Annotated in this window: 14 protein-coding genes; 9 read left to right on the forward strand and 5 right to left on the reverse strand. The window is 33.5% G+C overall.

Annotated features, from left to right (window positions below; genetic code table 11):
• Nucleotides 1–4: 4 nt before the first annotated feature.
• The 5 genes from DWV06_RS02840 to DWV06_RS02860 form a co-directional block, all read right to left on the reverse strand.
• Nucleotides 5–985, reverse strand: a complete 981-nt coding sequence (locus tag DWV06_RS02840; RefSeq protein WP_162300553.1) for a glycosyltransferase family 2 protein — start codon at nucleotides 983–985, stop codon at nucleotides 5–7.
• Nucleotides 986–1,118: 133 nt separating this feature from the next.
• On the reverse strand, nucleotides 1,119–1,853 hold the full coding sequence (locus tag DWV06_RS02845; protein WP_115480665.1) for an amino acid ABC transporter ATP-binding protein: 735 nt from the start codon (nucleotides 1,851–1,853) through the stop codon (nucleotides 1,119–1,121).
• Complete coding sequence (locus DWV06_RS02850) at nucleotides 1,850–2,527, reverse strand: amino acid ABC transporter permease (protein WP_115480666.1); 678 nt, start codon at nucleotides 2,525–2,527, stop codon at nucleotides 1,850–1,852. The genes DWV06_RS02845 and DWV06_RS02850 overlap by 4 nt, the downstream gene beginning before the upstream one ends.
• 28 nt (nucleotides 2,528–2,555) lie before the next feature.
• Nucleotides 2,556–3,392 (reverse strand): transporter substrate-binding domain-containing protein, encoded by an 837-nt coding sequence (locus tag DWV06_RS02855; RefSeq protein ID WP_235828882.1) that lies wholly within the window; start codon nucleotides 3,390–3,392, stop codon nucleotides 2,556–2,558.
• A gap of 219 nt (nucleotides 3,393–3,611) precedes the next feature.
• Entirely contained in the window at nucleotides 3,612–4,766 is a 1,155-nt protein-coding gene (locus DWV06_RS02860) for a PucR family transcriptional regulator (RefSeq protein WP_115480667.1), read from the reverse strand.
• Nucleotides 4,767–4,915: 149 nt separating this feature from the next.
• Between DWV06_RS02860 and DWV06_RS02865 the strand changes: the two genes are divergently transcribed.
• The 9 genes from DWV06_RS02865 (at nucleotide 4,916) to ablB (ending at nucleotide 15,715) form a co-directional block, all read left to right on the forward strand.
• Entirely contained in the window at nucleotides 4,916–5,890 is a 975-nt protein-coding gene (locus DWV06_RS02865) for a glycosyltransferase (RefSeq protein WP_115480668.1), read from the forward strand.
• A 4-nt stretch (nucleotides 5,891–5,894) separates the two neighbouring features.
• Nucleotides 5,895–7,454: a glycosyltransferase family 39 protein gene (locus DWV06_RS02870; RefSeq protein WP_115480669.1), complete on the forward strand. Its 1,560-nt coding sequence runs from the start codon at nucleotides 5,895–5,897 to the stop codon at nucleotides 7,452–7,454.
• Nucleotides 7,455–7,543: 89 nt separating this feature from the next.
• Nucleotides 7,544–8,650 (forward strand): DegT/DnrJ/EryC1/StrS family aminotransferase, encoded by a 1,107-nt coding sequence (locus DWV06_RS02875; RefSeq protein ID WP_115480670.1) that lies wholly within the window; start codon nucleotides 7,544–7,546, stop codon nucleotides 8,648–8,650.
• A 9-nt stretch (nucleotides 8,651–8,659) separates the two neighbouring features.
• Nucleotides 8,660–9,616 carry a glycosyltransferase gene (locus DWV06_RS02880; RefSeq protein WP_147289828.1) on the forward strand — a complete coding sequence of 319 codons (957 nt, stop codon included), beginning with the start codon at nucleotides 8,660–8,662 and terminating at the stop codon, nucleotides 9,614–9,616.
• Nucleotides 9,601–10,581, forward strand: a complete 981-nt coding sequence (locus DWV06_RS02885; RefSeq protein WP_115480672.1) for a glycosyltransferase family 2 protein — start codon at nucleotides 9,601–9,603, stop codon at nucleotides 10,579–10,581. Before DWV06_RS02880 ends, DWV06_RS02885 begins: the two co-directional genes overlap by 16 nt.
• 12 nt (nucleotides 10,582–10,593) lie before the next feature.
• Complete coding sequence (locus DWV06_RS02890; protein WP_115480673.1) at nucleotides 10,594–11,574, forward strand: ATP-grasp domain-containing protein; 981 nt, start codon at nucleotides 10,594–10,596, stop codon at nucleotides 11,572–11,574.
• Nucleotides 11,575–11,614: 40 nt separating this feature from the next.
• A complete protein-coding gene (locus tag DWV06_RS02895) occupies nucleotides 11,615–13,060 on the forward strand; it encodes a lipopolysaccharide biosynthesis protein (RefSeq protein WP_115480674.1) in 1,446 nt (481 codons plus the stop codon).
• A 491-nt stretch (nucleotides 13,061–13,551) separates the two neighbouring features.
• Complete coding sequence (gene kamA / locus DWV06_RS02900; RefSeq protein ID WP_205027747.1) at nucleotides 13,552–14,838, forward strand: lysine 2,3-aminomutase; 1,287 nt, start codon at nucleotides 13,552–13,554, stop codon at nucleotides 14,836–14,838.
• A 40-nt stretch (nucleotides 14,839–14,878) separates the two neighbouring features.
• Nucleotides 14,879–15,715: a putative beta-lysine N-acetyltransferase gene (gene ablB, locus DWV06_RS02905; protein ID WP_115480675.1), complete on the forward strand. Its 837-nt coding sequence runs from the start codon at nucleotides 14,879–14,881 to the stop codon at nucleotides 15,713–15,715.
• Nucleotides 15,716–15,747 lie beyond the last annotated feature (32 nt).

The raw sequence follows: 15,747 nt of genomic DNA on the forward strand, positions 1-15,747 counted from the left end.
CCCTCTATTTTCTATACTTTATCGATAGCCAAAGATTCCAAATATTCCGGGTAAAGGTAATTCCAAATATGGAAGCGAAAGCAAGGCACCGGTAATCAAAAGCAGATGATTTATAAAATATAAATTTAAAACGATTCTTTCTAATAATTGACCAGGCAACAGCCACACAATCGTTTAGATCTGCCTGATCTTTTTTTGTCTTCAAAACGATTTCAAATGCAGCCGCAAATAACCGATATTCGGCTGGTAGAACGAAAGAAGGATAGTTTTCTTTCATAAAGGTGACAAGTTCCTTCGAAAAATATACAGAGTCCATATGTAATCTGGAAAATTTAGAATTTAATATACTTTGAGGACGCTGTATATAAAAATATTTTTCGGAGTCTCCATAAATAATACGATCTGCTTTTGCGACTAATTGATAAGTAGTCGCCAAATCTTCATATAAATGTCCTGCAGGATAAGAGATATCTTGAAATAATTCTTTGATAAATAACTTGCCCCAACAGGAATTATTTAATTTCTGATTAAAAAGAAGGTTGTAAAGAGCTTCCTTTCGGGAGTACTCAAAAACTTCTTCTGTAGCGGTGCAAGGAGTCAGACGCTTTCCGGTCAGATCAACGTTTTTCTGCCCGCATGCAGATATTTGTCCATTATATTTCGTAAGTAGATGATATAAATACTGTATGTAATCACTTGCAATATAATCGTCACTGTCAACAAAAGCTATGTAATCTCCAGTGCTATTTGCCAGACCGACGTTACGGGCATTAGCCACACCTGCATTTTCAATATGAAATACTTTGAATCGGGAATCTTTTTTGGCAAAATCATCGCAAATTTCAACGCTTCTGTCGGTTGAACCATCATCAATTAAGAGAATCTCTAAATTCCTATAGTTTTGTTCCATTATGCTAAAAAGACATTTTTCAAGATAGCGTTCCACTTGATTAATAGGAACGATAATACTAATTAAAGGTTTCAAGTCTATCTCCTTTCATGGCACAGCTGTGCGCTGTAGACATAGAGAAATTATAGCAATTTAATATGTGTTTGTAAACTTAAATCAATATGAAAGAAGCACTTAATTCAAGCTATAGAATTAAGTGCTTTCAAAATCAACTAAATGTCATACTATTTAAAAAACTTTGTAATCTTTCATTTTGGGGATGTTCAAATACTTCTTCCGGGGTACCTTCTTCAGCGATTTTTCCTTCATGGAGAAAAATAACTCGGTCGGATACTTCTTTTGCAAATCCCATTTCATGAGTTACAATCACCATAGTCATCCCTTCTTTTGCCATATCCTGCATAACAGAAAGAACTTCTGCGACTAACTCAGGATCAAGTGCAGAGGTAGGTTCATCAAAAAGAACTACATCCGGAGACATTGCCAATGCTCTGGCTATTGCGACTCTTTGTTGTTGGCCTCCGGATATTCTTGCTGGATATTCGTTTGCTTTATCTAACATACCAACTTTTTCTAATACTTCTTTTGCTGTTTCTTCGGCTTTTGTTTTTTCCATTTTGTTTACAATGCGTAATCCGCTCGCTACATTATCTAAAACTGTCATATTTTGAAACAAATTAAAACTTTGGAATACCATACCAACATGTTTTCTTAATTCAGTGATTGAGGAGGCCTTATTTTCCACTTTTTTTGACTGGTAGATAATATCTCCTTTATCTTTTTTCTCTAAGAAATTCAAACATCTTAGAAACGTACTTTTTCCAGAACCACTAGATCCAATAATACTGATTACCTGACCTTGTTCAATGGAAAAATCAATTCCTTTTAATACTTCTAATTTATGAAATTTTTTATGTAAATTTTTTGTTTCTAAAACTTTCATCGTTCATTCACCCTCAATCTTTTTTCAAGTTTTTTTAGTAAAAAACTAAGCGTATACGTTAAAACCATATATATACATGCGGCATCAAAATAAATTGGGAATATGGAAAATGTCGCCGTAGCTAACTGTCTTGCAAGCATCATAGTTTCTGTAATTGTAATTACACTTGCAAGAGAGGAATCCTTAATTGCCAGTAAGAATTGATTTCCCAAAGCAGGAACTGCATTTTTAAATGCCTGAGGGAAAATTACATGGCGGAATGATTGTAGTTTCGTCATACCAATAGCTTTCGCAGCTTCGCTTTGACCTTTAGGGATAGATAAAATGGCACCTCTGAATATTTCGCTGATATATGCACCATTGTGAAATGAAAGTCCTAATACTGCAGAAGTAAACCGGTCAAGATTAATTCCCATACGAGGAAGGCAATAAAACATAAAGAACAATTGTAATAGTAAAGGTGTTCCTCTTACTATTACAACATAAATGTCGGCTAATAAAACGAGCGGTCTTACTTTTGCCATTTTCATTAAATTCACAAGAATACCGATTAACGTTCCCCCAACAATTGATAAAATTGAAAGGAGTAAAGTTGCTATAATTCCTGGTAAAAAGTTAGGTAAATTTTTAAATGCGATCTCAAAAAATTCTGCTATACTATGTAAAAGTTCCATAATTGACTCCTGTCTATTGATTTTTACTCTATTCTTTATTTAGAATATTGGTACCAAAATATTTATTACTAATTTCTTCATAGGTACCATTCTTAATGATAGCAGCCAGTGCTTCATTTAATTTATCTAAGAACTGCTTATCCTCTTTTCTGACAGCAATAGCAATATCTTCGGAATATAATAGTTCACCAACAGGTACTAAGTTATACTTTTTTGGAGCCTGTAAACCAACGAAACGACTTGTGACCAAACCATCCGTATATTTATTTTGTACTGCCATAAAGTTTTCAATATCACTGGTGAATTGTAATACTTCAGATACGTTTGGATATTTCGCCAGCTCTTCCTGGAATGTAGTTCCGGTAACGACTCCTACTTTTCCATCTTTCATGTCTTTGATTGAAGTATATCCTTTTGATTTAGGTGCAAAAAACTGAGCGCCGTCGTAATAATAAGGGGAGGTAAAACTTACTTGTTTTTTTCGATCATCTGTAACAGCCATACTTCCAATGATACAATCAAAACGTTTACTTGTCAGACCTCCAAGAATTCCATCCCACTCAGTAGTAATTCCTTCTGCTTTTACCCCCATTTCTTTTGCTAAGGCATTGGCAATATCTACATCAAAACCAACTAATGAATGATCTTTTTCATCAATGTAGTTAAATGGTGGATAGCCTCCTGAACACGCATAAGTAAATGAACCATCTTTTTCAATTTTGCTCCAGGCAGCCTGTTCTTTTTTTGAACAGCCAATCATTGAAATTGTTATTACTCCTATAAGAGCTAAAATCATTAAAATTTTTATTTGACTGAACCTTGTTACAAATTTTGTCTTCTGAATCAGTTGCTTTTTAATTATCATATTCTTCTCCTTTAATTTACTTATTTTTGAGATTTTCAATTTAATAATAACGTACAATAGTTACTTGTAAAAAAGTCATTTTTAAATCAATAAAAAGATTTAAAAATGACACCTAGCCTTTTATTATTGTAGATTATTATTAAATTTATTAAATTATAACATTTCAGCATTTAAAAACAACCGATATTTGACCAAAACTATTTGTGCAATTGCACAGAGTTATAGTATTCTTTCAATTTTTAAAGCAAGCATGATCTTAAATAAATCCTCCATTTTACTTAAATCGTAGCCAATTAATTTTTTTATTTGTTTTAGCTTATAATTAATTGTATTTCGATGAACATATAGTTCGTCTGACAATTTTCGGATACTTCCATTATATTTGATATATATTTTGACAAATTCCACATAATCGGTTTTATTTATTTCATCAATGTTTTCAAGAGCGCCTATAGATTCTTGATAGATGTTAATTAATTCAGATTTTTTCCCATCAAGGAGAATTTTATAGATTCCGATATCTTCATAATTAATTATCTGTTTCTTCCATTTAGTAGCCAGCAATAGAGTTTCACGAGAACTCTCATAACTTTCAACGAGATTATTTAATTGAGGGATTATCTTACCAACACCAACTCTTATAGAAAGTGTATATGTAGTAGAAAAAAACTTTTTTATTTCATTGATAATTTCAGACAGTTGTTGTTTATTAACGTCACATAAAATTATGATGATCGTTTTGTTTTTTACAAAAACACTGTGATTAGCATAAGCTCTATTTAGAATTTGTATTACATTATTTTTTACAAATTTAGACTGATTAAAGGTAATTTGAGGTGTTCCGGAAACGATAGTCATGGATAGAGTACAATAACTTGAATCTGCATCATATCCAAATTCCTTTAACTCTTTACGATATTTTTCACTTTTAACAGAGGAAAACAGTATTTCTTTGAAGATAGTTGAAGCATTAAAATCTAACTGCTTATCCTTTACAATTAGACTGCAAATATCTTTTGTAATGTCAACTAAGTAAATGTTCCAGGGTATTGTAAATAGTGGAAAATGTTGCTTATTACAGTAATCAATAACATCTTTTGGAATTTCTTTAATATAAGGTCCAATGTTAATGGCTAACCCACTCGCATGAGAATTGTATAATCCTTTCACAAATTCAAGTAATCCAACTTTGTTCTCGAAGATTATTCCGGTAGTAAAAACAAACTCATTTCCTTTTACATAGCCATTTACGGAAACACTTTCCAGAATATGTACCCAGCTTATATGATTCTTTAGACCATCTTTTCCAGCCAGTAACTTCATATCATAATTTTTCTTTGAGTTCTTATAAACTTTTTCCACTTCTAGTTCCATTAATTTCCCTTCTTTCACTATTTGAGCTATAATTTACCAATAAGTATAACATAAGATATAGATATTGAAACCCTGCATTGACCTTTTAACGGCAGGTATGTATAATAAGAAGCGAAACTAGAAGATAAAGGAAAAGAAAGAGTTAATCTATGAAAGAATTAGTATCTGTCATTGTTCCCATATACAATGCAGAGTCTTATATGACAGCATGTATTGAGTCTGTTCGAAGCCAGACTTATACGAATATTGAGATAATATTGGTGGATGATGGTTCGTCAGATGGAGGACCATCTATTTGTGATACATATAAAGAATTGGATGCAAGAATTCAGGTCATACATAAAAATAATGGAGGGGTTTCATCAGCCAGAAATACAGGACTTAAAATGGCGAAAGGAACTTATATTTCGTTTATAGATGCAGATGATACGATAAGTCACCAGATGATAGAAAAATTAGTACAGGCATTAGAAGGAAATAGGGTAGAGTTGGCTGTTTGTGGTTTTTCTATGATAAATGAGGCAGGAGAGACTCTGCGCGAAACAGCGGTAAAAGAACTTCTATTATCAGAAGACGAAGCTCTATGTTATATGTTAGAAGATTATGATTTTCAAATGGCTGTTTGGAATAAATTATATATCCGTTCTATTATTGAAGAGAATCAGATTCGGTTTCAAGAACAGATAACGCATGGTGAGGATGGTTTATGGCTGTGTACTTATCTTACCAAATGCAAAAAAGTTTATTGGACTGGGGAACCTTATTATAAATACCTTCAGATAGAAAGTTCTGCAATGCATATGATGCAAAGTAGTAGGAAGTTTGATTATAGGCAGCTTAGTGTATTAGAGTCCTTAGATTTGACTTTAACTGAAATAAAAAATAAGCATAAAATCGTTTTAGATACATTTTGGGCACATTATGTAGGGATATCGGTAGGTCTTATGATTTATGCTCTTAAGTTTGCACCAGAAGACAAGCTTTTAATACAGAAATTAAAAAAAAATATTAAGAATTATCTACAAAATTTCTTAAAAAGTTCTAAGTATAGTAAGAAGGATAAGTTGACAGCCATATTGCTCAGTACTTGTCCGACTCTACTCAAAAGCTTTTTGAAAGGATAAGAAAATGACAATTAGAAAGAAAAGTTTACTATATATTAGTTTGATTATGATCATATTTGTACAAATGGGCATGATGGTATATTTTGGAACGAAAAAGACAGATTTCCATGAAGATGAATACTATACATATGGCTTGTCTAATGATCAAGGCACAGGATTTCTGCAGATTCCGGACAGAACATGGCAGGGCCCCGCTCTATTTGCTGATTATTTGACAGTCAATGAGAACCATCGTTTTGATTATCCAAACGTGTGGAAAAACCAGGGAAATGACGTGCATCCTCCTTTGTATTATGTGTTTATTCATACATTATGTTCGTTCACACCAAACGTTATGTCAAAATGGATAGGAATCAGTTTTAATCTTCTGATGTTCGTACTTTGTATGGGGGTTCTTTTTGGGACGGCCAAAAAGCTTACGAAGAGTGATTTGGCAGCATGGTTATCATGTGTCATGTTTGGATTTTCCATAGGAGCAGTTAGTGCAGTTATTTTTATTCGTATGTATATGCTGTTTACTTTATGGGTGTTGTGTGCGATGTACTTGATTATATGGCAGCTAGAGAGAAGACGGTGTGATCGTAGATTTTATCTATTGCTTTATGGAATTACAGTTTTAGGAGTGATGACACAATACTATTTTTTGATTTTTATGTTTTTTTTATCTGCTGCTTTTTGCATTCTTTTAATGTATCAAAAACGTTGGAAAGAATTTGCAGGGTATGTTCTTTCTATGGCAGCAGCAGGCGTTTCCTGTATTGTGATCTTTCCAAGTATGTTGAATCACATATTTTTTGGTTATCGGGGAACAGAAGCGATTACCAATGTCAAAAATACAAGTGGAATACTTAATGAATTGGTGCAAATGATAGCAACCGTAAATAATGAATTATTTGGAGGTTATTTACTTGGATTATTAGTGATCTTACTTATATGTTTAGGAATATTATTTGTTTTGAAAAGTAAGAATTATAAATTTTCCATGATTCTTACAAAGGCATGGCTTTTTACTTTCCTTCCCTGCTTTGGCTATTTTTTAGTAGTGACAAAAGTAGCTCCGTTTAAAACGGATCGATACATCTTTCCTATTTTTCCCTTGATCGTTTTGCTGTTCATAACAATAAGTTGTACAGTAGTAAATCTATTGGTCGAGAACAAAAAAATAGCAGCCGGGATTCTGGGAACTTTGGTCTTTATATTGACTGTTGTTGGGTTTACCACACAAAAAGTAAATTATATTTATGAAGACAGACAGATAAGACATGATGTGACAAAGGCTAATAAAGGGCTTAATACGGTTTATATTACAGATGGTGAAGGTTGGAAAGTGATTGGTTCATGTACAGAACTTATGAATACAGATAAGGTGTATTATGTTGACGGAACGAATAAAGAGCCTGTAACGGATGAAGAGTTGAATAGGGCAGAAGAATTATTAATTTATGTTGATTCTGGTTTTCAGGCTGAAGAGATAATAAAAAAACTATTTCAGAATAATAAATACTTGAAAAATTATGAACTTTTATATGAAGGATTTTATTCCAAGGTGTATCGAGTTTACTGATTGACACAAATAATTTTATTTTGTAAGATACACTAAAAGAATTGATTTTACCAGATTGTGACATGAGAGCACAAGTGAGAGGAGACAGTATGTCAGAGAAAAAATCTCCCATTTATGTAACCAAATCATCTATGCCCAAATACGAAGAATTTATCGAAGCGATTAAACCAATTTGGGATTCTGCATGGTTAACGAATATGGGTGAATTTCATAACCAGTTGAACCAGAAATTAATGGAATACTTAGGGGTGAAAAAGTTATCACTTTTTGTAAACGGACATATGGCGTTAGAGCTTACACTGCAGGCATTTGAATTAGAAGGGGAAGTGATTACAACACCGTTTACGTTTGCATCAACGACACATGCAATTGCACGAAATAATTTGACACCTGTTTTTTGTGATATTAATGAAGATGATTATACCATAGATGTAAAGAAACTTGAGAATTTGATTACGGACAAGACATCAGCTATTGTACCGGTACACGTATATGGAAATATTTGCAATATAGACGAGATAGATAGAATAGCAAAGAAATACAATTTAAAAGTAATATATGACGGAGCTCACGCATTTGGAGAAACGTTGAATGGAGTTGGTATTGGAAATTTCGGCGATGCTACGATGTTTAGTTTCCACGCGACCAAGGTATTCAATACCATAGAAGGCGGGGCGGTTGCATTTCGGGAAGAGAGGATAGAGACATTACTGTATTATTTGAAAAATTTTGGTATAACTGGAGAAGAAACGGTTGAATTTATAGGTGGAAATGCCAAAATGAATGAATTTCAGGCAGTAATGGGAGTATGTAATCTGATGCATATCGAAGAAGAAGTGGCGAAGAGAAAAGCAGTCGTAGATAAATATGAAGAGCTGCTTTCAGGAATAGAAGGAATACGGCTTAATGTCAGTCAGCAGGGTATAAAAAGAAATTACGCTTATTTCCCGGTTGTTTTTGAAGGTTATAAAAAGAATAGAGATGAAATTTATAATGAACTAGCCAGTCATAATATTTTTCCTAGAAAATATTTTTATCCTTTGACAAATAGTTTTGAATGTTATAAGAGTAATTTTCAGATACAGGAAACCCCTGTTGCAGAGCGTATTGCAGGTTCGATATTGACCCTGCCCTGTTATGCGGATCTAGCATTAGAAGATGTAGAACGTATTTGTTCTATTATAAAAGAGGGATAGGTGAGCGAAATGAATCCAATAGTTAGTATTAGTGTTCTGACCTATAACCATGAAAACTATATCAGACAGGCACTCGATAGTTTTTTAGTTCAGAAAACTAACTTTCCTTTTGAAATTTTAATCCATGATGATGCATCTACAGATAAAACTCAGGATATTATAAGAGAATACCAGGAAAAATATCCAGATAAGATTTTTCCGATCTGTCAGAATGAGAATCAATATAGTAAGGGGATTTTTACGGTAAGTGCAAATTTTAACTTTCCGAGGGCAAGAGGGAAGTATATTGCATTCTGTGAAGGAGATGATTACTGGATTGATATGGACAAGCTTCAAAAGCAGGTAGATTATATGGAGGGGCATGAGAAATGCAGTATGTATATACATGCGGCAGATTTAGTGACAGTCAATAACGAATATATTCGGGATTCAAGACCTTTCTTAAAGGATTGTGAATTGTTGATAGAGGATGTCATTGATGAAAGAGAATTATATCCTTCTGCATCTATGTTGTTCCGTACGGATTATGTGAAGACACTGCCGGATTTTTATTATCATGCTCCTGTCGGTGATATCCCTTTACATCTTTATATGTCTACAAAAGGTTATATTTATTATAAAAATGAAAAAATGTCAGCATACCGTTTAGGTGGAGCCGATTCATGGACTACCAATATTCTGGCAGACAAAACAAGAGAAAGAACAAGGCAGCACAATCTGAAATTGCAAAAAATGTTTGAGGAATTTGATGAATTTACTAGGTTTAAATACCATGAGATAGTGAATTATACAATAAAAAGGTTGCAATTAGGTTATCTTTTAGACGGGGAAGAATTTAGAAAAGCCCTATCCTCTAAATTTAAAGACCAGAGGAGAAAGGAATTAACGAAAAAAGAAATATTTTATATTTATTTTCGTTTATTGATTCCCAAGGAGGTATATAAGAGAATATGGAAAAGAAATTAGATAAAAAATCAAAGTTATTGTCTGTTATCGTCCCTTGTTATAATGAGGAGCAAATGGTTCCAATCTTCTTTAAAGAGATTTGTAAAACTGCAGAAGAGTTTAAAGAAAAAAACGTAGAGTTTGAATTTATATTTGTGGATGACGGATCAAAAGACAGAACGCTCGAAGAGTTGAAAAAGATTCGGAAACTGGATTCCAGAGTGAGATATTGTTCTTTTTCCAGAAATTTCGGAAAAGAGGCGGCGATATATGCAGGGTTACAAACTTCTAAAGGTGATTATGTGGTTTTAATGGATGCAGATCTGCAGGATCCTCCCGCTTATCTGATGCAAATGTATCAGGCGATTACAGAAGAAGGTTATGATTGTGCGGCGACCAGGCGTATGGACCGCAAAGGAGAAGCGAAATTACGCTCTTTCTTTGCTCGGTTATTCTATAGAATCATCAATAAAATTTCCAGTGCCGATATTATGGATGGTGCAAGAGATTATCGTTTGATGAAAAGGCAGGTCGTAGATGCGATTTTGTCTATGTGCGAATACAATCGTTTTACAAAAGGAATATTCGGATGGGTAGGATTTAAAACGAAATGGATTGCATATGAAAATGTGGAACGTGTTGCAGGTGATACGAAATGGTCATTCTGGAGCCTGTTAACATATGCTTTAGATGGAATTATTGCATTTTCTACTACACCATTAGCAATTGCCTCATTTTCCGGCGTTTTATTGTCAGGCATAGCGCTTCTTTTTATTATCGGGATAATTCTTAGGACGTTAATTCTGGGAGATCCGGTTGCAGGCTGGCCATCATTAGTTTGTATTATTTTATTGTTAAGCGGAATTCAATTACTTTGTATGGGAATTATTGGACAGTACCTTGCGAAAGCCTATATGGAGACCAAAAAACGTCCGGTCTATATTTGCCGCGAGACAGAAGAGACGGAAGAAGAAGAGGAAGATTAAAGGAGATTTTGCATGGAACGTATATTAGTGACGGCAATCGGTTCATTGTCTGCCGATATTACGATAAAGACATTGAAACAAATGGGATTTTTTGTTGTAGGATGTGATATTTATCCACAACCCTGGGTAGTTGATGCATATGAGGTCGATGTATTTGTACAGACCCCGGGAGTGAAAGAAGAATCTTATTTATCTTTTTTTGAGGAATTGTGCAGTCAGCAGCAGATTTCCTATATAATACCATTAATAGATTTGGAAGTTGATGTACTAAGTGTTCATAAAGAAAGATTTCAAAGTAAAGGAATTACGATATGTACTTTATCCGAAATTTGCGCAAAGCAGTGCAGGGACAAGTATCAGCTTCCGCGGCAATTGAGCAGTTTAGGTGAAAAATATGGAATCCGAATGCTAATGGGAAACCTGTTAAAAGATATTAATGTTGATGAACTGACTTTTCCTGTTATCGTAAAGCCGAGGAATGGGCGAAGCAGCCAAGGGTGTCAATTAATATATAACGAAAAAGGGATTGAATATTTATCTACAATTGATACAGAACAAAATTTATTAGTTCAAAATTATGTGAAAGGGCAAGTAATAACAGTAGATGTTGTCTGCGATAGTCAAAGGAAAGATGCTGTTGCAGTGGCAAGAAAGGAATTACTTAGAACAGCCAATGGTGCCGGAACGACTGTATCGATCATCAGAGAGCCTATAGTGGAAGAGTTCTGCAGACAGGCGGCTATCCATTTACAAATACAGGGAGCAGTAAATTTTGAATTTTTGGTTGATGAAGAAAAGAACTATTATTTTTTGGAAATCAATCCTCGTTTTTCGGGCGGTGTGGAATTTACACATTTAGCCGGTTATAATGTTATAAAAAATCATATGAATTGTTTTCGAAATGTGACAATCAATACATGCGAAGAGATTAAAGAGATGACCGTTGCAAGAAAATATGAAGAATACATTACAGAGGGGTCAGATAAGGTTTAAGGTTTGACTTCTTCTTTAAAACTTTAGTTTGGGAGATAACATGGAGAATAAATTGAAAAATAAAGTTCTTTCAGGTCTTTTTTGGAAGCTGATGGAGAACGGGGGGAATAACGGGATACAGCTAATTGTATCTATTGTTTTGACAAGATTGTTAGTTCCGGATGAGTATGCAGTAATAGCATTGCTTTCTATGTTTATTATGATTGCGAATGTATTTATTCAGAATGGTTTTACGACCGCATTGATACAGAAAAAAAATGCGGATGAAACTGATTTTTCATCCATATTTTATTTGAATTTGGTGGTTAGTTTCATACTATATGGAATACTATTTCTGGCAGCTCCATACATCGCAGAATTTTATCAACGTTCTGAGATAATACCAGGTCTTAGGGTTTTATCAATTGTTCTTATTATTGGTTCAGTGAATGCGATACAAAATGCAGTAGTGGTGAAGCAGTTAAAGTTCCGCCAATTATGTTACAGTGGTTTTGCATCCAGTATTCTTTCAGGTATTGTGGGAATTTCTATGGCTTATATAAAACCGGATTACTGGGCTTTGATTGCGCAGCAGATAGTTTATCAGTTGGTACTGGCAATTTTTCTTTGGGGATTTGTTAAGTGGAGGCCAAAATTATTATTCTCCACAGAGCGTGTTAAAACATTATTTCATTTTGGTGGAAAGTTATTATTATCATCTGTCATAGACACAATTTATACGAATATCTATGGTATGGTAATTGGAAAACGTTATTCCAGCTCACTGTCATTTTATAATAAAGGAGACAGCTATCCGTTATTTATTTCAAACAATGTCAATGGGGCGATTCAGTCAGTAATGCTGCCAGCATTATCTTTAGAGCAAAACAATATTAATAAATTAAAAAGTATGGTGCGCCGTTCTATTGTGACCAGTTCATTTATCATGTTTCCAATTATGATAGGACTTGCAGCAGTGGCAAAACCTCTTATAGCAATACTTTTGACAGATAAATGGCTTCCATGTGTGCCGTATATGCAGATCATGTGTTTCTCTTATGCATTATGGCCGATTCATACTGCAAATTTGCAAGCGATTAATGCAGTCGGAAGAAGTGATATATTCTTAAAATTAGAAATAGTAAAAATCATGATTGGTATCGTAGTATTATGTATCAGCCTGCCGTTTGGTATTATGGTGATGGTAGCATTTAAACCGGTAGTATCTCTTATTTCTAGTTTTATTAATGCATATCCAAATAAAAGGTTATTAAATTATAGTTTTGGTGAACAGTGGAAGGATATTTTCCCATCTTTTCTTTTAGCACTTATTATGGGAGCGTTGGTATATGCAGTTCAGTTCTTAGGACTGAATGTCTGGGCTACTTTGTTGATACAGATAGGAACAGGAGTAGTTATTTATATAGGATCTGCCTATTTAATTAAGATGGAATGCTTCTTTTATTTAATTAACACAATGAATGAATTAAGGGGAAAGAAACAGTAATTACAAGGGTCTCGTTTTCCGCCAATTTGACATATTATCTTTATTGTGTTATAATTTAAAAAAATTATATATGATTTTTTTAATGAAGTAGATAAGATGAGTAGCTGGTTTATGAGTTTGTTTACGTATTATATTATCTGATATAATATAATGTGGGAATGAATAAGTTTACCGAGATAGTGAAAATTTTATTGAAAAATAAGTATTAGAACTGGGGTTTGGTTAGGATCAGATGGTCATAACCTATACTATAATAATGGTATAAAGTGAACTGTTAAACAGGAAAGCTTAAGCACTCTAACTCTATTAAAGAGTTAGGGTGCATTTTTTAATTATAGGAAATACTTTGCTAGTTTAAGTGATAAAGTTTGTATTTCCTATAATTAAAATGCTCTGCAGGCTGTACAGTGCTTAAGGTGTTGTAAATCTAACCTAAAATCTATGTTCTAAAAAACATGTAAATTTATTTATTTGAAGGGAGATTTCTTATAATGAATCCTATGATTGAAGTGACAAAACAGAAATTAGATCAAGAGACACCGACAGATGAAGCATTAAAAAAGTGGAATGACTGGAAATGGCAAGAACAAAATCTGATAAAAGATGTAAAGACAGTAGAAAAAATATTGAACATAAAATTTACCGAGGAAGAAAGAAAAGATATTCAAGAGACGATTGACATATTTCCAATGTCTATCACGCCTTATTATCTTTCATTAATTGACTCAAAAGATTATAAAAATGATCCGATTTTTAAACAGGCGTTTCCTGATAAAAGAGAGCTGCATATAGCGAAATATGATATGTTAGATCCATTGGCGGAGGATAAAGATAGTCCGGTTTCTGGAATTACCCATCGTTATCCGGATCGTGTTTTATTTCATATCAGTAACGTCTGTGCAATGTATTGCCGACATTGCACCAGGAAAAGAAAAGTTGGTGATAAGGACTGTATTCCATCAAGGGAACAGATGGAACAAGGACTCGATTATATTAGAAACACACCGGTAATAAGAGATGTGCTCCTATCTGGTGGAGATCCTTTTATGCTTTCCGATGAGTTGCTAGACTGGATATTAGGGGAATTAAATAAAATAGAGCATGTTGAAGTGATTCGAATTGGAACAAGAATACCGGTAGTATTACCATTTAGAGTTACGGATAATTTGGTAAACATACTTAAAAAACATGGAACTGTTTGGATTAATACACATTTTAATCATCCTAAAGAAATAACCAATTCTGCCAAGGAAGCGTTAAGAAAACTGGCATTTGCGGGAATACCTCTTGGAAATCAATCTGTTTTATTAGCAGATATTAATGATTGTCCTAGGATTATGAAACGTTTGGTCCATAAGTTAGTTGAAAACAGAGTCAGACCATATTATTTATATCAATGTGATCTATCAGAAGGCTTAGAACATTTCAGAACTTCTGTTGGTAAGGGAATAGAAATAATGGAAAGCCTAAGAGGACATACCAGTGGTTTTGCAGTTCCTACCTATGTTATCGATGCTCCGGGCGGTGCAGGAAAGATACCAGTTATGCCAAATTACCTTATGTCTTGGTCTACGAATAAAGTAATTCTTAGAAATTATGAAGGTATGATCTCAACTTATCAAGAGCCAAGTGATTATAGACATGATGTTTGTGATTTGAATTGTGAGACATGTAATTTGCAGCTGAAATGCCAAGAAGGAGAAGAGAAAGAAGCAATCGGAATTGCAAAATTGATAGCAGATTATAATGAAGTTATAACATTAACACCAAGCGAATAATATTAAATTTGTTGAATAGATTTAAAGTAAGAGGAAGATTATGAATGACGTTATACAAAAAATAGGGAATTCTATTGTACATCATGGGAAACAAAGTAATAGAATTTATTTGATGTCTTTGGATTCTTCAGATACACCATCAATAGTAGATAGATTAAATGAATATGCACAAAAAGAGAACTATACAAAGATTATAGCCAAGGTGCCTTCAAGTGCTAAAGACACTTTTTTGAAAAATGAATATAAAGAAGAAGCAATGGTTCCTAATTTTTATCACGGAAAAGAAGATGGTTTGTTTTTAGTAAAATATCTGGATGAGAACCGGGCTGTGAATCAATTAGAAGAACAGTGCGATCATATTTTGAAACTTGCCGAATCTAAAGAAGTTTTGAAAGAAGGTATCCCTTTAGAGAAAGATTTTTGCTGTCGTAAAGCAGAAGAATCGGATATCGAAGATATGGTTGAGGTATATAAGAAAGTGTTTAAGACATACCCATTTCCTATCTATGATAAAAAATATATAGCAGAAACCATGAAAGATAATGTGATATATTTAGGAATTTGGTTTAAGGAAAAGTTAGTTGCAATCTCATCTATTGAAGCGGCATATAAATATTCTAATGCCGAGATGACAGATTTTGCAATACTAGAAGAATATAGAGGGAATGGATTTGCTGGATATCTCCTGAATGAAATGGAAAAGATTCTTAAAGATTTAGGAATAAAAATGGCATATACTATTGCAAGAGCAACTTCTGCAGGTATGAATATGACATTTTCGAAACATGGATATTTATATTCCGGCACATTGATTAATAATACTAATATAGCCGGACAGATAGAAAGTATGAATGTCTGGTACAAATTAATAATATAATATAATTACGAAAGCTGAAGTATCTTATACCT

It is taken from the genome of Anaerosacchariphilus polymeriproducens, from assembly GCF_003363435.1.
GTDB classification, from domain to species: Bacteria; Bacillota; Clostridia; order Lachnospirales; family Lachnospiraceae; genus Anaerosacchariphilus; species Anaerosacchariphilus polymeriproducens.